Origin of the sequence: Streptosporangium sp. DT93 (assembly GCF_049844535.1) — a bacterium.
Lineage (GTDB): Bacteria > Actinomycetota > Actinomycetes > Streptosporangiales > Streptosporangiaceae > Streptosporangium.
This window is the reverse complement of record NZ_JBNCLF010000025.1, coordinates 1-17002: the sequence shown is the minus strand read 5'-3', so window position 1 is coordinate 17002 and position 17002 is coordinate 1. Positions and strand designations below refer to the sequence as shown.

Here is a 17002-nt window from a genome sequence, read left to right as displayed (position 1 = left end):
GGCCTTCGCGGTCAGTCCAGGTTGCGCAGGAAGTCGGCCGCCACCGGAGCGGCCACCGCGCCGCCGCCCGACCCCTCCTCCACGATCACCGCGAAGGCCAGGTCCCCGCGGAACCCGATGAACCAGGCATGGGTCTTCAGGTCGCCCTGGGGGCCGTACTCGGCGGTCCCGGTCTTGCCGCGCGTGCCCCGGGGCAGGCCCGCGTCCTTGGCGGTGCCCATGGTGACCACGGCCGACATCATCCGGTGCATGTCGGGAAGCACCCCCTCGGGGAGCGCCCGCGGCTCCACGGACTGCTTCAGCGAGGGGACGAGGGTCGGCGGGCGCCAGGTGCCGTCGGCCAGCGCCGCCGCGACCGAGGCCATCAGCAGCGGGCTGGCGGTGATGCGGCCCTGCCCGAAGGACTCGGCGGCCAGCTCCGCGTCGCTCTCGGCCCTGGGGAAGCTGCCCTTGGTGGCCGGGACGCCGATGTCGAGCGGTGTGTTGAAACCGAACAGCTCGGCGGTGTCCACCAGCGTGCCGGCGTCCAGCCGCTCCTTGGTCAGAGGGGCGAAGGTCGTGTTGCAGGAGTGGGCGAAGGCGTCCGACAGCGACACCGAGCCGTAGGCGGCGTGGTGGGAGTTGCGGATCGGCAGCCCGCCGACCTTGACGTCCTTGGGGCAGGTGACCCGGTCGCCGGGCTTCATGCCCTCGCCCAGCAGCGCCACCGCGGTGACCGCCTTGAAGGTCGAGCCCGGCGGGTAGTTGCCGTCCAGCGCCCGGTTGAAGCCACCCACGTTGTTCACCATCGCGAGCATCTCGCCCGACGAGGGCCTGATCGCCACCAGCGACGTGGTCTTCCTCAGGTCGCGGACCGCCTCGACCGCGGCCCGCTGGACCTTCATGTCCAGGCTGGTCGCCAGCGCCTCACCCTTCTCGCCGTCGATCGTGCCCAGGGTCTTGACGGTCTTCCTGTCCGCGCCGACGAGCTGGATCTCGGTGTCCGGCGTACCGGCCAGGCGCTTCTGGAACCTCTGCTGCAGCCCGCTCGCGCCGACCGTGTCACCCGCCCTGTACGGCGCCCCCAGCTTGGCGGCCTGCTTGTCCGTGGCCTTCTCCAGGTAGCCGGCGAGCTGCCCCACCGAGCCGCCCGCGCCGGGGACGTCGACGCGGTCGCCGTCCGCGGAGGTGATCGCGGCCCGCTCGGGCCACTTCGTCCGCAGCGCGAAGGAGGTGGCCGCGGTCAGGTCCGGGTGGACGGCGCCCGGCGACCACCTCACCCGCCAGTGCCGGTCGACGACCGCCAGGTCCACGGTGCCGGAGTAGCTCCACTCGCCGACGTCCTTCAGGTTCAGCGTGGCGGTGTAGGCGGCCTGCCCGGTTCCGTCCCCGGTCTCGCGCACCTGGTCCAGCCGCACCACGGTGCCCTGCACCCCCAGCGCCTTGCGCATGCCCTCGTACGTCGCGTCGAACGCCGGGGCCGGCGCCCCCAGCTGGGCGCGCATGCCCGCCAGGTCGCCCTTCTGCCACGCCTGGGCGAACAGTCCCGCGGTCTCCTGCGGGGTGCCCCTGGTGTGCAGGTACCACCACGCGCCGCCCCCGGCGGCCCCCGCCACCAGTACGACGGCCACCGACGTGATCGCGATCGTCCTTCCCCGTGCCATCTGATCCCCCGTTCGCCGTGCGCCGATCGTTCAGGGGAGGCAGCCTAGCGCGGCTGTCATGACATCCGCCGATAAATGATCATTTGTCCTGTGTGCGACTGGGTGCGTAACTCGACGCGTACTCCTGGCCGGAGAGCTCCTGGATCGCCGCCATGATCTCGTCCGTGACCGCGCGCCGGTCGCGCGCGCTCCGCTCGGAACCGGAGAAGGTCATCGGCTTGCCGATGCGGACGTTCACCCTGCCCAGCCGGGGCCTCGTGGCGCCGATCGGCAGCACCTTGTCGGTGCCCTCCATGGCCACCGGGATCACCGGCGCGCCGGTGGCCAGGGCCAGCCAGGAGACGCCGACCTTGCCGCGGTAGAGGCGGCCGTCGGGGGAGCGGGTGCCCTCGGGGTAGATGCCGAACAGCTCGCCCCTGCCGAGCGCCGCCGCCGCCGCGTCCAGCATGTCCTGGGCCGAGGTGGGGCTCTGCCGGTCGATGCTGATCTGACCGGTGGCGCGCATCCACAGCGCGGTGACGGGGTTGCCGGTGAAGTACTCGGACTTGGCGACGAAGCGCACCTGACGCTTGAGCACCAGCGGCAGGAAGGTCGAGTCGAGGATCGAGAGGTGGTTGGAGGCCATGATGGCCGGGCCCGTGACGGGAACGTGCTCGTGCCCGGTGACCGTGGTCGGCCAGAGCAGGTGCAGGACCGGAGCGCTGACGGTCTTGGTCAGGCGATAGAGCACAGGCTCTCCTCATGGGACGGGTTCACAACCCTAAGCGGTGCCCTCCCGCGGGACGGTTGTGCGTACCAGCACAAGCGGAGCTCCCGGCTTTGTGGCCATCCTCCAACGCCACGGCTCGTTCCCGGACGAGTCCACCGAAAGCCTCCGCCCGTCCGAGGGCCACGCGGAGGCCGGAAGAGGCGAGCGCGGGACGACGCGGGGGTCCAGGGGGCTGGAGCCTCGGGGGACCTCAGGAGCCCCGGAGGGCCCCGGGAGCCTCGCGGAAGACCCCGGGAGTCGTGCAGGGCTTCGGAGGGGTGTCGGACGGCCCGGGAGGGGCCACCGACGGAGACGGGCTCGGAGGGGTGTCGGGCGGCCGGGAAGGGGCCACCGACGGAGACGGGCGGGGGCGCCTGGGGCGGCGGGGATCACCCGGGGAAAGAGAAACGCCCCGCGAGCCTGGACGAGCGCTCGCGGGGCGTGACGTTTAGTGCCGATGTGGCGGTCGCCTCCTCGGCGAGAGGCACAACACGGCTCCAGCCGAACGGTATTCCGTGAAGGCGGTAATTTGCGGCCCGGGGGACACAAACCACATCGGCACGCCTACTCTAACCGACCCTCACCCCCGCTTATTCCGGTCCGGGGTCATCGGCGTGTCCAGTGCGGCTGGGCGACCCCGGCCACCCGCAGGTCACGGCCCCGAAGAGCCACCTCCGCGAACTGCCAGAGAATCGCCCCGGTGGGCGCGTGGATCACGATCGAGGGGCCCAGGCACATCTGCAGCAGGCTCCGTCCCTCCTCGTCGATCCGCCAGCGCGGCACCCCGGGCGCCAGGAACCGCTCCAGCGGCACCGGGTGCACCGAGGCCACCTCGTAGGGGTCCCCGTGAGGCCGCTGGCGCCCGCCGAAGGCGACCACCGGGGTGATCACGAACCCCGAGTCGGTGACGAAGTCGTCCAGTACCCCGGCCACCTCCACCCCCCGCAGCGAGACCTCCTCCTCCAGCTCCCGCTCCGCCGCCGCCAGGGCGTCCTCGCCGTCCTCGAGGCGTCCGCCGGGCAGCGCCCACTGCCCGGCGTTGCGGCCGTGCGCGGACCGCCTGATCACGACCGTGTACGGTCGCCCCGCCTCGTCCTGGAGCACGCAGACGGTGACGGCGGCGTGCCGCAGCCCGTCGGCCAGCGGCAGGGCCCCCCGCCGCCGGAACGCCGAGAGGTTGGCGGCGATGCGGGGACGGAGCTCGTCGTAGCCGGGAAGAGCCATGGCCGCCACGATCGCACACCTTCCCGCCTCCAGGGGTTCCCGTGCTGGCGCTGGACGGGGTGAGCAAGGCGTTCGGCGCCGTGCGGGCCCTGCGCGAGGTCTCCCTCGACCTGTACGCCGGTGAGGCGCACGCGCTCGCCGGGGAGAACGGGGCCGGCAAGTCGACGTTGGTCAAGATCCTGGCGGGGGTGCACCGCCCGGACGGCGGGCGGCTCCTGCTGGACGGCGAGCCGGTGGAGTTCACGGGTCCCGCCGACGCCCAGCGGGCGGGGGTGGCGGTGATCCACCAGGAGCCCGCGATGTTCCCCGACCTGGCGGTCGCCGAGAACATCTTCATCGGCCGCCACCCCCGGCGCACGTTCGGCCGGATCGACCGGGCGGCGATGCGCGCCCGGGCCGGCCGTGAGCGCCGTCACCGCGCGGCGGAGTCCCCGGAGCCTGGTCGACCTGGTGTTCCGGGCCCGTGAGCTGAGCATCGTGGCGGCCCTGGCCGTCCTGGTGGCGGTGACCGCGAGCACCAACGCCAACTTCCTGTCCGGGCAGGGCCTGACGGACATCTTCCTCAACGCCTCCATCCTGGTATTGCTCGCCGTCGGGCAGTCCGTCGTCGTCATCACCCGCAACATCGACCTGTCGGCCGGTTCGGTCGTCGGCCTGGTCAACGGGCTGCTGGTCAGCTTCGGGCGGGTGCCCGCCCTGGTGGTCACCCTCGGCACGCTGTACGTGATCCAGGGCGTCGGCCACTACATCGCCCACGGGCGGCAGATCAACGCCGTCGACCTGCCGCCGTCGCTGCTGTCGCTGGGCAACGGCTCGGTGGCCGGGGTGCCGTACCTGCCGGTGATCGCCGTCGTGGTGATGCCGGCCGTCGGGTACCACCTGCGTTCCTACGCCTCCGGCAGGGACCTCTACGCCATCGGCTCCAGCCCCGAGGCCGCGACCCTGGCGGGCGTGCCGGTACGGCGCCGGGTGATGGGGGCCTACCTCTTCAGCGGCGCGCTGGCCGGGCTGGCCGGGGTGCTGTGGCTGTCGCGGTTCGGCACCGTGGTCGCCGACGCCGCAGGAGGCTGGGAGCTCCAGGTGGTCGGCGCCATCGTCGTCGGCGGTGCGGCCATCACCGGCGGGGTCGGCACCGTGTACGGCGCGGCGCTCGGCGCGCTGCTGCTCACCACCATCACCGGCGCGCTGGTCGTGCTCAGGGTCAACCCGTTCTGGCAGCAGGCGATCACCGGGGCGCTGCTGCTCCTGGCGATCAGCGTCGACCGGCTGCTCGCGCTGCGCGTCGCGCGGGTTCTGCGGAGGAGGAACGCCCGGCATGGCTCCTGACGTGAGGACCGCGCGGGCCGACCGCGGCTCGCCCGGCCGCCTGCTGCACTGGGACGTGTTCGTCGGCCTGCTGCTGGTGCTCGTCCTCCTGGCGGGTTCGGCGGGATCGCCCGGTTTCGCCAGTGCCGGCAACCTGTCGTTCGCGCTCGGCGACCTGGGAGAGATCGCGCTGATCGCGCTGGCCATGACCATGCTGGTGGTTGCCGCGGAGGTCGACCTCTCGGTGGCCTCGGTACTGGGCCTGTCCAGCGCCCTGCTCGGGGCCCTCTGGGACGCCGGCTGGGCGATCGAGACGATCATCCCGCTGGTGGTCGCCGTCGGGGCGGTCTGCGGGCTGGTCAACGGCCTGCTGGTGACCAGGCTCGGACTGCCCTCGCTGGCCGTCACCATCGGCACGCTGGCGCTCTACCGCGGGCTCGCGTACGTCGTGCTGGGAGACCGGGCCATCGCCGAGTTCCCGCGGGGATACACCGAGCCGGCGGTGGGCGACGTGCCGGGCACGCCGATCCCGTACCCGGTGGCGCTGTTCGTCCTGCTGGCCGCCGTCACCGGCGTGGTGCTGCACGCCACCGGCTTCGGGCGCTCGCTGTTCGCCGGGGTGCTGCTCATCGGCCTGATCCGCAACCTGCTCATGCTCAACGACGTGGCGACCGAGATCCAGTCGATCGTCACCGGCCTGCTGCTGATCATCTCGGTGATCACGCCGCGTCTGCTGACCGTGTTCGCCCGGCGCAGGCGCGCGCCCGCGCACGACACACCCGTCCCGCCCGCGCCCGCGCACGACACACCTGCCTCGCCCGCTTCCGCGCACGACACATCCGCGTCCTCGCCCGTCCCGCCCGCCCCCTCCTGACGGGCTCCGGAGACCGGGGCGGCCCGTGCCGGTGGAGCCCGGGGGCGGCTCGTGCCGGCGGAGGCCGGAGGCGGCTCGTGCCGGTCGCGCTCAGGCGGAGGTGCTCAGAGTCCTCGCGCTCGCCGGCTTCTCCCGGGGAACCGCCGATGGGGCAGGGGGTGCCACCGGCGGCACCACCGGCCGCGCCGTCACGTGCGGGACGGGCCGCGCCTGCGCGACGGACTCCCCGCGCGCGACGGGCTCCCCATGAGGGACGGACTCCCCGCGCGGAACGGACTCTTCGTGCGGGACGGGCCGCGCCCGTGAGACGGACTCCCCGTGCGGGACGGGCCGCGCCTGCGCGACGGACTGCGCGTGGGGGACGGGCTCGGCGGAGGTGCCGGGGCCGACGCGGACGGCCGACTCCGGGGTGCGCTCGCGCACGTCCTCGCCGCGGATCGCCATCACGGCGGGCGGGCTGCCCAGGTCGCCGTACCGGGCGGCGACGGCGGTGGTGATCGCCCGGCCCGCGTCGGCCACCGTCTCCTTGGCGGAACCCGGCGGGCAGGCGACCGACAGGTGCCCCAGCAGCGCCGCGAACCGCAGCTCCCCGGTCGCCGCGACGGCGAGCCCGTCGTCGTCCGGCGGCGGCAACGGCCGGTCCAGCCAGAACACCCCGCCGCGCAGCAGCGCGGGGTAGGTCACCTCGCCCCGCTGCAACGTGCGCACCGAATCGACCAGCAACTCCCCGAACTCGGTCAGGTCGGTGTCGGGCGGCAGATCGGTAGTGACCAGCAGTGAAACCCTGAGCGCGTCCACCATGAGCGGCTATCCCTCCTTCAGATGGCTCATGGTAAAGGTCGCCACCGACAGTTACGGCGTACCCGGAGGACCATGGTGAGATCCGGGACCGATCCGGGGTCGGCCCGGGGTGCTTCGGGGCCCGGCGCGGAGCCCGCCCGGGGCCGATGCGCGGCCGGTTCGGGGCCGCATCGGCGCCCGGGGCGCGCTCGGGGCGCGGCGGGGGCGCGGCCGGGGCGTCTCCCTGCCGGCGGTCAGAGCGGTCTGGGGGCGGGAAGGGTGATCCTGTCGACCGCCTCGCGGCGGCGGCGTTCGGGGCGCCGGTCGTAACGCGCCGTGGTGGCGGGGGAGGAGTGGCCGACGAGGGCCTGGGCGGTGGCCAGGTCCACCCCGGCGTCCAGCAGCTCCCCGATGAAGGTGCGCCGGAAGTCGTGCGGGGTGCGCGCCGCCGCTCCCGCCTGGGCCAGCCGCCTGGCCAGGATGTCGGCGACGGCCTGCCCGGTCATCGGCGCGGGCCCGCCGTCCCGGATCCGCAACCGGCCGAGCCTGCTGATCGGGCAGAACAGGGCACCCGCGGGACGGCCGCGTACCGCCAGCCAGCGTTCCATCCTGGCCACGGCGTCGGTGGTGAGGTAGACCAGCCGTTCCTTGTCGCGCTTGCCGCGTACCCGCAGCGAGCGCGACCCGGGGTCGTAGTCACCCAGCGCGAGCCCGGCGATCTCGGCGCGGCGGCAGCCGGTGGAGTACAGCGCCGCCAGCAGGGCCGCGTCCCTGACCCCGGCAGGGGAGTCGTCGCGGTCGCACGCGGCGAGCGCGGCGCCCACCACCTCCGGCGGGACGTGCTGGCCGGTGGGCAGGCGGGTGTGCTCGACGGTCGGCAGATCGGCCGCGCGCTGGTACTCCTCCGCGGTCATCAGACCCAGCCGCCAGGCCTCGCGCAGCACCCTGCGCAACGCGACCAGGTGCTTGTTGACGTACGAGGGCGACCAGCCGCGTTCGGTCATCAGGGCGCGCAGGCGCACGGTGTGCTCGTAGCGCAGCAGGTGCCAGGGCCGCCCCGCGCCGGAGACGGCCTCGCCGCCGGAGACGAGCGCCGCGAGCCTGTCGAGGCAGCCGCGCATGGTACGGCGGGACTCCGCGCTGGTCAGCGAGTCCAGATACACCCGGTAGGGGTCGCGGGCGGGTTCGAGGACCGGTTCGAGGGCCGGTTCGAGGGCGGGGCTCGGCGAGGCGGGGACGGCGGGCACGCTCACCGTGCCGACCCTACCGCGCCCGGTGGATCTACATCGTAAAGGGATCGTCGCGCCACGAAAACGATCATGAAGGGGGTTCCGTCGCGGGGCACGCCGGGGCAGGATCGCGGTATGACGAACGCAGAGGTGACCGCGGTCGCCCGCAGCGCCACCCACGACTTCAGCAAGACCGCGCAGCCCGCCATCCGGCTGCTGGAGGGGCTGGGGGTGGAGGGGGACGCGCACCTGGGAATCACCGTGCAGCACCGCTCGCGCGTGGCCCAGGACCCCACCCGGCCCAACCTCCGCCAGGTCCACCTGATCCCGGCCGAGTTCCACGACGAGCTGCGTGCCGAGGGGTTCTCCGTGGAGGCCTGCGAGCTGGGGGAGAACATCACCACCCGCGGCGTCGACCTGCTGGAGCTGCCGGCGGGGACGCTGCTGCGGCTGGGGGAGGAGGCCGTCGTGGAGGTGACCGGGCTGCGCAATCCGTGCGGGCAGATCGAGAACTTCCAGGCGGGCCTGCTCCGGCGGATGACCGCGCGCACCGCCGAGGGCGAGCAGGTCCGCTGGGCCGGGGTGATGGGCGTGGTGGTGTCGGGGGGCGAGGTGCGCCCCGGCGACCGGATCGGCGTGGAGCTCCCCGCGCCCCCGCACCGCCGGCTGAAGCGGGTCTGACGTCGCCCTGCCCCCGCGGGGAGCGGCGGTGGCCCTTTCCCGGCACGGGAACGGTGCGGGGATCGGCAGAAGGCCGACCCGGGGCCGATCCGGGAAATGACGCGGGCGGTCGCACGCGGCGGCACCGGGTCGGCACGGGTCGGCACGGGTCGGCACGGGTCGGCACGGGGAGTGGCCCGGAGGTGGGACAACGCCGTGTCGGCGGCGATGAGTCTGTGGTTGGCTGTCCGTAATGGACATCTCATCGCGGGCCTCCGCCTACCTACGGGCATATCACGACGGGCTCCGGGGGCGGCCGATACCGGGCCGCACCGCACAGCGGATCGGGCCGTTGTTCCGGACCGTGTCGAACGGTCACGGCCAGGGACTGCTGTCCTACCGCGATCTGGGCGGGCTGGACGGTGAGGAGCTGGACCTTCTCATCACGCGCGAGCGGGATTTCTTCACCCGGATCGGGCGGGAGGTGGAGTGGCAGTACCACGCCTACGACCTGCCCGCCGACCTGCCGGAACGGCTCGCCGCCGCCGGGTTCGAGCCGCGGGAGCGCGAGACGTTGTTCGTCGGGCCGGTCGCCGAGCCGGCCGGCGCCCACCCCCCGCCCGCCGGGGTACGGCTGCGGGAGGTCGCCGGGCGCGAGGATCTGGAGCGCATCCGCGAGCTGGAGGAGACGGTCTGGGACGCCGACCACGGCTGGTTGCCCGGCATGCTGGAGCGCGAGATCGCGGGCCCCGGGGATCCGTGCGCGGTGGTGGTGGCCGAGGCGGGCGGGCGGGTGGTGTGCGCGGCGTGGGTGCGTTTCCACGAGGGCACGGATTTCGTCTCGCTGTGGGGTGGTTCGACCCTCAAGGAGTGGCGGGGCCGGGGTGTCTACCGGGCGATGGTGTCGTACCGGGCGGAGCTGGCGGTGGCGCGGGGTTTCCGCTTCGTCCGTGTCGACGCCACCGGCGCCAGCGGCCCGATCCTGGCGAGGCTGGGCATGGAGGCGATCACCACGACCACGCCGTACGTCTGGGTGCCCCCGGCCCTGTGACGTCCGGATGCGCCCCGTCCCGCCGAGGAAGCCCCCGGCTTCGGCCGTGAGGGCGCTTCGGGAGAGGACCGTGGGGCGCCGCGAGAGAGGAAACGTATGCCCGAGGTGCTCGGCCGGCGCGCGCTGAACCGCGCCACCCTGGATCGGCAGCTGCTCCTGGCCCGCGCCGAGCTCTCCGCGCTGGAGGCGGTCGGGCACCTGTACGGCATGCAGGCCCAGGCGCCCGACCCTCCCTACATCGGGTTGTGGACCCGGCTGGCCGGGTTCGTCCCCGGCGACCTCGCCCGGCTGATCGAGGAGCGCCTGGTGGTCCGGCTCGTGCTGATGCGCTCCACCATCCACCTGGTCACCGCCGGCGACTGCCTGTTCCTGCGCCCCCTGATGCAACCGATGCTGACGCGGGCCCTGCGCGGCACGCACGGCAGGGGCCTGGCGGGGGTGGACCCGGACGAGCTGGCCGAGGCCGGGCGGAAGCTGGTGCAGGAGCGCCCGCTGACCTTCCGCGAGCTCGGCGCGCTGCTGGGCGAGCGCTGGCCGCAGGCTCCCGCCGCCGATCTGGTCGGCGCGGTGCGCAACACCCTGGCCCTGGTGCAGGTGCCGCCCCGGGGGATCTGGGGGGTGGGCGGGCAGGCCGCCCACACCACCGCCGAGGCCTGGCTGGGCCGGCCCCTGGCGGAGCGGCCCCGCATGGAGGAGGCGATCCGCCGCTACCTCGCCGCCTACGGTCCCGCCACGGTGATGGACCTCCAGCAGTGGTCGGGGCTGACCCGGCTGGGGGAGGTCGTCCGCGAGATGGACCTGCGGGGCTTCACGACCGAGGAGGGCGTGAATCTGTTCGACCTTCCCGAGGCGGAGCGCCCCGACCCGGAGACCCCCGCCCCGGTCCGCTACCTGCCGGAGTACGACACCACGCTGCTGTCGTTCGAGCGGCGGACCAGGACCCGGATCTGCGAGGAGGAGTACCGGCGGCGGATCTTCACGATCAACGGGATCGTCAAGGCGACGGTGCTCGTCGACGGCTTCGTGCGGGGCATGTGGAAGGCGACGCGCGGGCGACGGGAGGCGGTCCTGGAGGTGGAGCTGTTCGCGCCGGTGAGCGATCGGGAACGGGCGGACCTGGAGGCGGAGGGGGCGCGCCTGCTCGACCTCCTGGCCCCGGCGGCGCCCTCCCGCGACATCCGGCTGCACGACGCCTGACCGGCCCTCGCGCTCCCGATTCCCGGTCCCCGCTCCCGATTCCCGATTCCCGGTTCGCGGGGCGGCCCGCCGGTCGTTCAGCCGCGCCAGGCGCCCCGGGCGGCGGCCTCGGCGGCGTACGCCTCGAAGCCCTTGGGGGCGCGCCCGGTCACCCTGCGCACCACGTCGCCGGGTCGCTCGTCGCCGAGCTTGCGCAGCATGGCGAACGCCTCGACCTCGGCCTCCGCCTCGGCGCGGGGACGGCCCATGGCCTCCTGCGCGTCGAGATACGCCTCGTCCGTCCCCAGGAAGCGCACCGGCCGGCCGGAGGCCCCGGCGACGATCGCCGTCGCCTCGGCGAACGACAGGGCGGCGGGGCCGGTCAGCTCGTACCTCCGCCCGGCGTGGCCGGTCGTCGTCAGGGCCGCCACCGCGACCGCGGCGATGTCGTCGGCGTCGACGAACGCCTGGCGCAGGTCGCCCAGCGGGAGCGCGAGCTCACCGGCCATGACGGCCTCGCGGAGGAACCCCTCGTCGAAGTTCTGGGCGAACCAGCTCGGCCGCAGGATGGTCCAGGCCGTGCCCGACTCGCGGACCGTCCGCTCGGCGGCCGTCAGGCGCTCGTCGCCCATCGCCTCGATGGCGGCACTGGACAGCAGCACGATGCGCTGCACGCCCCGCTCCACCGCGCACGCCACGAAGGCCGGGTCGACCGGCTGCTCGTGGGGGGCCATGAGATACATCTTCGACACGCCGTCCAGGGCGGGTCTCCAGGTGTCCGGCCGGGTCCAGTCGAAGCGCACCTCGCCGCCGCGGGAGGCGGCGCGCACAGGATGCCCGGCGGCCCGCAGCAGGGCCGCCACCCGGCGGCCGGTGGAGCCGGTGGCTCCCAGGACCAGTATGGGTCGCTCAGTCATGACCGCCACCCAACCATCCGCCACCGACAGAATCCGGCCGTCACACCGGGGGCGGCCCCTGCCCGATGATCCGCTCGCCGAACCTGGCCAGGAGCTGCGCGCGTACCTGGGAGGGGAGGGTGCAGCCGTGCGCGACGAGCGTGTCGAGCGCGGTCAGGTCCAGCAGGACGGCCCAGTCCTGGACGTCGGCGCAGTAGGAGACGTCCAGATGGCGGAGCTCGCGAAGTGCCTGCAGCGGCGCCAGCGACCGCACCGGGGTGTTCCTGATCGACAGGTGTTCCAGGGCGCGCAGTCCCTGGATGCCCTCCAGGACGGTCAGCGGTGTCTGCTCCAGGTCCAGCCGGGTCAGCGTGGTCAGGGCCGAGATGTCCTCGGGAACGCGGTGCAGGCGGCTGCCGGACAGGTCCAGTTCGCTCACCCCGGCGGGCGCGGCCAGGGCGGCGAGCAGCAGCGCCGGGGGCGGGAACACCACCGGCCGGGGCTGGGCGAGCATCGGCGAGCGTCCCGCCCCCGCCTCCTGCAGGACGCGCCACCTGTCGATCGGGTCGCCGGGCGAGCCGAGGCGTACGTAGCCCGAGGGCAGCCACGGCGCCAGCCGCTCGGCCACCACGTCGGCCCGGTCGCCCGCGCCGACGACCCCGGCCCGCAGGCGGCCGTAGTGGGCGTAGGCGTGCTCGGCGGGGACGAACAGGTCGGCCATGACGTCCCCGCCGGTGACCAGGACCCCGTCGTTGCCCGAGCAGAAGACCACGTCCGCCGAGAGGGTGCCGAGGACCAGGTGGTCGGCCGCGCTGTGGATCGCGCGGGCCCGCACGTCGCCGGCCACCGCGAGGTAGCTCTCGGAGGCGTCGCCGTCGTCGAGCAGTCCCTCCACCGACAGGTGGCCGATCACGATCAGCGGCGCCTTCAGGTCGAGCCAGCCGGGGACGTAGGTGTCGCCGTACCAGACGGTGGCCCGGTGCACCGTCCAGCCCGCCTCGGTCCGCTCGGTGCCGTCGGGGAAGGCCGGGGGCTCGTGGTCGGGGAACGCCAGCTCCCACGCCTGGGCGAACAGCAGGCCGTAGACGGGGGGCATGATGTGCTGCGGCCACTCCCGTGCCTGGGCCGGGCGCCGTAACCAGGATCCGATCGCGTCCAGCTCGTGTGCGATGTCGCCGAAGTAGCCGAGTGCCTCCGCACCCGCCCCGGCCTGTTTCTGGAGCATCGCCAGCGCGTCACCGAGACGCTCCGACGCCCCGGAGAAATGCTCTTCCGTCAGATCCATTCACATACCGTACTCATCACGGCGAATCCACAGGCCCGATCGACCGACGCTCCCGGACGGCGGGCGTGTCGGAAGGACGCGCGAGGCGGCCGTCTCGCGACGGAGGGCGAAGTGGATCTTCGCGGCCGCCTCGGGTACCGTGCCCGGGGCTCCGGAGCACTCCGGTACGACCCTCGGGAACGACCGTCACGAACGACCGTCACGGCGGAAGGCCGCCGCGACGGCGAAGGAAGGACAGACATGGAGGCCGGACATCGCCGGACCCTGCGGTTGCTCGTCACCGGAGGCGGGACCGGTGGTCACACCTATCCCGCGCTGACCACCGTCGCCGCCCTGCGTGACCACGCCGCCGCGCGCGGCCTGGACCTGGACGTGCTCTGGGTCGGTACGGCGACCGGCCTGGAGGCCCGCGTCGCGGCCGAGCACGGCATCGCGTTCCGGGCCATCAAGGCGGGCAAGCTCAGGCGGTCGCCCAACCCGCGCGAGCTGCTCACCAACCTGGCGGACATGTTCCGCATCCCGGTCGGGGTGTTCCAGGCCTTCGGCATCGCCGCCCGCTACCGCCCCGACGTGGTGCTGTCCACCGGCGGGTACGTCTGCGTGCCGCTGGGCGTGGCCTCCCGGGTATTGGGCCGCCCGCTGGTGATGCACGAGCAGATCACCTCCCTCGGGCTGGCCAACCGCATCCTGTCGCGCTTCGCGCGGCGGATCGCGCTCACCCACCCCTCCTCGATCGAGCACCTGCCCGCCTCCGTGCGCGACCGCGCCGTCGTCACCGGCAACCCGGTCCGGCCCGCGCTGCTGCGCGGCAACGTCGACGCCGCGCGGCGCCACTTCGGGCTCTCGCCCGACCTGCCGGTGGTCTACGTGACCGGCGGCGCCCAGGGGAGCCGCCAGATCAACACCATGATCGAGACGATCCTGCCCGACCTGCTCGGCCGGGCCCAGGTGCTCCACCAGTGCGGCCCCGACTGGATCGGCCAGCTCACCCGCGCCGCGGACGCCCTGCCCGGATGGATGCGCGACCGCTACCGCCCGGTGCCCTACGTCGGCGCGGAGCTGGCCGACGTGTTCGCCGTCGCCGACGTCGTGGTCTCGCGCAGCGGCGCCGGGACCGTCGCCGAACTGACCGCGGTGGGCAAGGCGTCCGTCCTGATCCCGCTGGTGCCCTCCGCGGCCGACGAGCAGCGCCAGAACGCCCGCTACCTGGCCGAGGCGGGCGCCGCCCGCGCGCTGCTGGAGAACGGCCCCGCGGCCGAGCACCTGATGGCCGAGCTGGACGCGCTGCTGAGGGACCCGCGGGCCCGCGCCGCCGTGGCCGCCGCCGCGGGCGCCCTCGGCCGCGTCGACGCCGCCGACACGCTGGCCCGGGTGCTCCTGGAGGAGGCCGGGGCCGGAGCCGGGGGCCGCTGAGGCGCCGGTGGCGTACCGGCCCGGGTCCAGGGGAGGGCGGGGAGAGTACGCCGCTCTGACCTGCCCTATCCCGTGAACGAAGATTTACCGAACATGCCCCGGGTGTGCCGCAACTCCCGGTGTGCGCTCTGAGTAATCTGGCGACCGCACCACGTGAAGTGCGGTGAAGCCGGGAACGTGGTACGGCGGGCGCCCGCCCCGTGATCGGAGACCCCCGGCCGGGCGCGGGCTGCCGGGGTGACCGGGTGAGGCCGGACAGGCACGCCTCTCGCCGTCCCTTCCCGTCGCGGAACCTCATGCGGACCGCCCCTGAGAGGCAGTTGACTATGACGCGGCAGGAGAGATCCTCACCCGAGGAGACCGGCGGGACCCACGACCGCCTCGCCGGTTCCCATGACGAAGCGCCCGGCGCGCCCGGCGAGCCCGGCATGTGGGCCGGCACGTCCGGCCTGTGGGCCGACACGACCGACACGACCGACACGATCGACATGACCGACACGGCCGACTCCGATGACGACGCGTCCGATGTGTGGGCCGATACGGCCGGTTCCCGTGACGACGCGTCCGATGTGTGGGCCGATACGGCCGGTTCCCGTGACGACGCGTCCGATGTGTGGGCCGGCACGGCCGGTTCCCGCGAGGACGCGTCCGGCGTGTGGAGCGGTGCGGCCGGTTTCCCGGCCGACACGTCCGGCGCGCACGACAGCGTGTCCGGTTTCTGGGCGGACACGTCCGGTTCCCGGGCCGGCGCCTCCGGCTCCCCGGCCGGTGTGCCCGAGGGCCGCGCGGACGCGTTCGGCGGCAACCTGCACGCCGGTTACTGGACCGACGAGTACGACGAGGCGTCCGCGGGCGAGGCGACGGACCGCCTCACCGACCTGGTGGCCGAGCGGCTGGAGGTCCTGCCGGGGGACCACGTCCTGGACGTGGGCTCGGGCACCGGCAGGCCCGCCGTGCGTATCGCCACGGCCCGCGACGTCCACGTCGCCGGGGTCACGCTCAGCGAGTACCAGGTGCGGCTCGCCCGGTCCCGCCCGGAGGCGGGCGAGGGCGTGGGCCAGGCCGACTTCCGGCTCGCCGACGCGATGTGGCTGCCCTTCGAGGACGACTCCTTCGACGCGGCGTACGCGATCGAGGCGCTGGCGCACCTGGAGAACCCGTCGGCGGCCCTGGACGAGATCGCCAGGGTGCTGCGGCCGGGCGGGCGCTTCGTGGTGGGGGAGTGGTACCTGCTGGAGCCGCTCCCGGGCGAGGAGACGGAACGCTTCGCCCACGACTTCGACGTCCGTTTCCTGCCCACCGCGGATGATCTCTACCGGCGGATGGACCAGGCCGGACTCAAGATCGAGATTTTTCACGATATATGGGCGAACATCAGCCGATCGTTTGATCAGGTGGACGACGTTCTCCCGGCCCGCGCGACCGGTCCGGCCGGTGAGGCCTCCGAACGCCCGACCGCCCGCAGGGAGATGTACCGGCGCTTCGGCCAGATCCCGCAGATCAGCTACGCCCTCTTCACGGCCGTCCGCCACTGAGGGCCACCGTCAGGACCACCGCCAGGACCACCGTCAGGGCCGCCCTCGAGAACCGCCGCCGAGGGCCGCCACGGCCGTGCCGGGAAACGCCTGGCGGACCGTCGGGACGCTCCCCCGCCGACGCGATGGGCGGGTTTCCGGGACGGCGGCGGCCGGGCACTCCTGCCCCGACCGGCCGTGTCCTGAAACGTGCCCGGCGCGGGACGGGGGCCCGCCCCCATCGGCTCGCGCGGGCAGGTTTGAGATGCGACGCCCGGGTACGGGAGCGGCTCGGCAGGAGAGCGGTACGCGCCCCTGTGACGACGCACTCGAAAGGGATGGTGAGTTGAGATCGTGTGCCGGCGCCGGCGGTCACGTCGCCGTGGCGCGCGGTGAGGCCCGCCTCGCCGCCGCCGTCGGCTCACGCGGCCTCCCCGCCACGACCACGGAAGAGTGTGCTCCGCGCTCGGCCGAGCACGGCGTGATCCTCGTGGACTCCATGGAGATCACGGCCGCCCCCCGTACGCGCCCCCTCTCCGGAGTCCGCTCCGGGCGAGGGCGGCGCCGCCACGCCACATCCAAGGAGAACTCATGAGCACCGCGTCACGTACCGGGAAGACCCGCCTCCAGCAGGCCGCTCTGGCCGTCGGGGTGGTGTTCCTGCTGGTGGGAGTACTGGGGTTCATCCCGGGCATAACCACCAACTACGACAGCATGGAATTCGCCGGGCACGAGTCCGAGGCGCTGCTGCTGGGCATCTTCCAGGTGTCCATCCTGCACAACATCGTGCACCTGCTCTTCGGTGTCGCCGGTATCGTCCTCTCCCGCACCCGTGGAGGGGCTCGTAACTACCTCGTCGGCGGCGGGGTCGTCTACCTGCTGCTGTGGATCTACGGCATGCTCGTCGGCCACGACACCGACGCCAACTTCGTCCCGCTCAACGGCGCCGACAACTGGCTGCACCTGCTCCTGGGCATCGGCATGATCGCCCTGGGCGTGCTGCTCTCCCGCCGTAACCACGCCTCCCACCACTAGGGGGGCGAGCACCCGGCCCGGCGGGGACCACGGTGGGGGGGGGGGGGGGGGCCCCCCCGGGCCCCCCCCCCCCCCCCCCCCCCCCCGCCCGGCCCCCCCCCCCCCCCCCCCCCCCCCCCCCCCCCCCCCCCCCCCCCCCCCCCCCCCCCCCCCCCCCCCCCCCCCCCCC

At 73.9% G+C, this 17002-nt stretch carries 16 protein-coding genes; 9 read left to right on the top strand and 7 right to left on the bottom strand.

Features of this window, described 5'->3' with window-relative positions:
• Positions 1-11 precede the first annotated feature (11 nt).
• From ACLQ2R_RS34950 to ACLQ2R_RS34940, 3 genes are all read right to left on the bottom strand, one after another.
• Positions 12-1643 (bottom strand): penicillin-binding transpeptidase domain-containing protein, encoded by a 1632-nt coding sequence (locus tag ACLQ2R_RS34950; RefSeq protein WP_425965698.1) that lies wholly within the window; start codon positions 1641-1643, stop codon positions 12-14.
• A gap of 79 nt (positions 1644-1722) precedes the next feature.
• Positions 1723-2373 (bottom strand): lysophospholipid acyltransferase family protein, encoded by a 651-nt coding sequence (locus ACLQ2R_RS34945; RefSeq protein ID WP_425965697.1) that lies wholly within the window; start codon positions 2371-2373, stop codon positions 1723-1725.
• A 624-nt stretch (positions 2374-2997) separates the two neighbouring features.
• On the bottom strand, positions 2998-3615 hold the full coding sequence (locus ACLQ2R_RS34940; RefSeq protein ID WP_425965776.1) for an NUDIX hydrolase: 618 nt from the start codon (positions 3613-3615) through the stop codon (positions 2998-3000).
• A gap of 41 nt (positions 3616-3656) precedes the next feature.
• Here ACLQ2R_RS34940 and ACLQ2R_RS34935 point away from each other — a divergent pair, with 41 nt between their 5' ends.
• Genes ACLQ2R_RS34935 through ACLQ2R_RS34925 form a run of 3 tightly spaced genes read left to right on the top strand, consistent with a single transcriptional unit; the run spans position 3657 to position 5794 of the window.
• The gene (locus ACLQ2R_RS34935; RefSeq protein WP_425965696.1) at positions 3657-4082 is read left to right on the top strand and encodes an ATP-binding cassette domain-containing protein; all 426 of its coding nucleotides are present in this window, start codon (positions 3657-3659) and stop codon (positions 4080-4082) included.
• A complete protein-coding gene (locus tag ACLQ2R_RS34930) occupies positions 4018-4941 on the top strand; it encodes an ABC transporter permease (protein ID WP_425965695.1) in 924 nt (307 codons plus the stop codon). The genes ACLQ2R_RS34935 and ACLQ2R_RS34930 overlap by 65 nt, the downstream gene beginning before the upstream one ends.
• Entirely contained in the window at positions 4931-5794 is an 864-nt protein-coding gene (locus ACLQ2R_RS34925) for an ABC transporter permease (protein ID WP_425965694.1), read from the top strand. Before ACLQ2R_RS34930 ends, ACLQ2R_RS34925 begins: the two co-directional genes overlap by 11 nt.
• A 90-nt stretch (positions 5795-5884) precedes the next feature.
• Here the strand turns inward: ACLQ2R_RS34925 and ACLQ2R_RS34920 are convergent, their stop codons facing one another.
• The gene (locus tag ACLQ2R_RS34920) at positions 5885-6595 is read right to left on the bottom strand and encodes a hypothetical protein (protein ID WP_425965693.1); all 711 of its coding nucleotides are present in this window, start codon (positions 6593-6595) and stop codon (positions 5885-5887) included.
• Between the two features lie 233 nt (positions 6596-6828).
• Entirely contained in the window at positions 6829-7827 is a 999-nt protein-coding gene (locus ACLQ2R_RS34915; RefSeq protein ID WP_425965692.1) for a tyrosine-type recombinase/integrase, read from the bottom strand.
• 111 nt (positions 7828-7938) lie between these two features.
• On the opposite strand from ACLQ2R_RS34915, the gene ACLQ2R_RS34910 reads away from it, so the two are divergent.
• The 3 genes from ACLQ2R_RS34910 to ACLQ2R_RS34900 all read left to right on the top strand — a co-directional run bounded on the left by ACLQ2R_RS34910 (position 7939) and on the right by ACLQ2R_RS34900 (position 10711).
• A complete protein-coding gene (locus ACLQ2R_RS34910) occupies positions 7939-8484 on the top strand; it encodes an MOSC domain-containing protein (RefSeq protein ID WP_425965691.1) in 546 nt (181 codons plus the stop codon).
• Positions 8485-8827: 343 nt separating this feature from the next.
• Entirely contained in the window at positions 8828-9514 is a 687-nt protein-coding gene (locus ACLQ2R_RS34905) for a GNAT family N-acetyltransferase (protein ID WP_425965690.1), read from the top strand.
• A gap of 96 nt (positions 9515-9610) precedes the next feature.
• Positions 9611-10711 (top strand): winged helix DNA-binding domain-containing protein, encoded by a 1101-nt coding sequence (locus ACLQ2R_RS34900; protein ID WP_425965689.1) that lies wholly within the window; start codon positions 9611-9613, stop codon positions 10709-10711.
• A gap of 77 nt (positions 10712-10788) precedes the next feature.
• Here ACLQ2R_RS34900 and ACLQ2R_RS34895 read toward each other — a convergent pair whose 3' ends face one another.
• Positions 10789-11607, bottom strand: a complete 819-nt coding sequence (locus ACLQ2R_RS34895) for an NAD(P)H-binding protein (protein WP_425965688.1) — start codon at positions 11605-11607, stop codon at positions 10789-10791.
• A gap of 40 nt (positions 11608-11647) precedes the next feature.
• Complete coding sequence (locus tag ACLQ2R_RS34890; RefSeq protein ID WP_425965687.1) at positions 11648-12871, bottom strand: leucine-rich repeat domain-containing protein; 1224 nt, start codon at positions 12869-12871, stop codon at positions 11648-11650.
• 240 nt (positions 12872-13111) lie between these two features.
• Between ACLQ2R_RS34890 and ACLQ2R_RS34885 the strand changes: the two genes are divergently transcribed.
• The 3 genes from ACLQ2R_RS34885 (at position 13112) to ACLQ2R_RS34875 (ending at position 16833) form a co-directional block, all read left to right on the top strand.
• Positions 13112-14284: a UDP-N-acetylglucosamine--N-acetylmuramyl-(pentapeptide) pyrophosphoryl-undecaprenol N-acetylglucosamine transferase gene (locus ACLQ2R_RS34885; RefSeq protein ID WP_425965686.1), complete on the top strand. Its 1173-nt coding sequence runs from the start codon at positions 13112-13114 to the stop codon at positions 14282-14284.
• Positions 14285-14610: 326 nt separating this feature from the next.
• Positions 14611-15819 carry a class I SAM-dependent methyltransferase gene (locus ACLQ2R_RS34880; RefSeq protein WP_425965685.1) on the top strand — a complete coding sequence of 403 codons (1209 nt, stop codon included), beginning with the start codon at positions 14611-14613 and terminating at the stop codon, positions 15817-15819.
• Between the two features lie 570 nt (positions 15820-16389).
• The gene (locus ACLQ2R_RS34875) at positions 16390-16833 is read left to right on the top strand and encodes a DUF4383 domain-containing protein (RefSeq protein WP_425965684.1); all 444 of its coding nucleotides are present in this window, start codon (positions 16390-16392) and stop codon (positions 16831-16833) included.
• The last annotated feature ends 169 nt before the right edge of the window (positions 16834-17002 follow it).

What these genes read in the sequence shown, in the direction of transcription:
- ACLQ2R_RS34950 (WP_425965698.1), bottom strand. Translation starts at nt 1,643, where the DNA reads ATGGCACGGGGAAGGACGATCGCGATCACGTCGGTGGCCGTCGTACTG.
- ACLQ2R_RS34940 (WP_425965776.1), bottom strand. Translation starts at nt 3,615, where the DNA reads ATGGCTCTTCCCGGCTACGACGAGCTCCGTCCCCGCATCGCCGCCAAC.
- ACLQ2R_RS34925 (WP_425965694.1), top strand. Translation starts at nt 4,931, where the DNA reads ATGGCTCCTGACGTGAGGACCGCGCGGGCCGACCGCGGCTCGCCCGGC.
- ACLQ2R_RS34920 (WP_425965693.1), bottom strand. Translation starts at nt 6,595, where the DNA reads ATGGTGGACGCGCTCAGGGTTTCACTGCTGGTCACTACCGATCTGCCG.
- ACLQ2R_RS34910 (WP_425965691.1), top strand. Translation starts at nt 7,939, where the DNA reads ATGACGAACGCAGAGGTGACCGCGGTCGCCCGCAGCGCCACCCACGAC.
- ACLQ2R_RS34900 (WP_425965689.1), top strand. Translation starts at nt 9,611, where the DNA reads ATGCCCGAGGTGCTCGGCCGGCGCGCGCTGAACCGCGCCACCCTGGAT.
- ACLQ2R_RS34895 (WP_425965688.1), bottom strand. Translation starts at nt 11,607, where the DNA reads ATGACTGAGCGACCCATACTGGTCCTGGGAGCCACCGGCTCCACCGGC.
- ACLQ2R_RS34890 (WP_425965687.1), bottom strand. Translation starts at nt 12,871, where the DNA reads ATGGATCTGACGGAAGAGCATTTCTCCGGGGCGTCGGAGCGTCTCGGT.
- ACLQ2R_RS34885 (WP_425965686.1), top strand. Translation starts at nt 13,112, where the DNA reads ATGGAGGCCGGACATCGCCGGACCCTGCGGTTGCTCGTCACCGGAGGC.
- ACLQ2R_RS34880 (WP_425965685.1), top strand. Translation starts at nt 14,611, where the DNA reads ATGACGCGGCAGGAGAGATCCTCACCCGAGGAGACCGGCGGGACCCAC.
- ACLQ2R_RS34875 (WP_425965684.1), top strand. Translation starts at nt 16,390, where the DNA reads ATGAGCACCGCGTCACGTACCGGGAAGACCCGCCTCCAGCAGGCCGCT.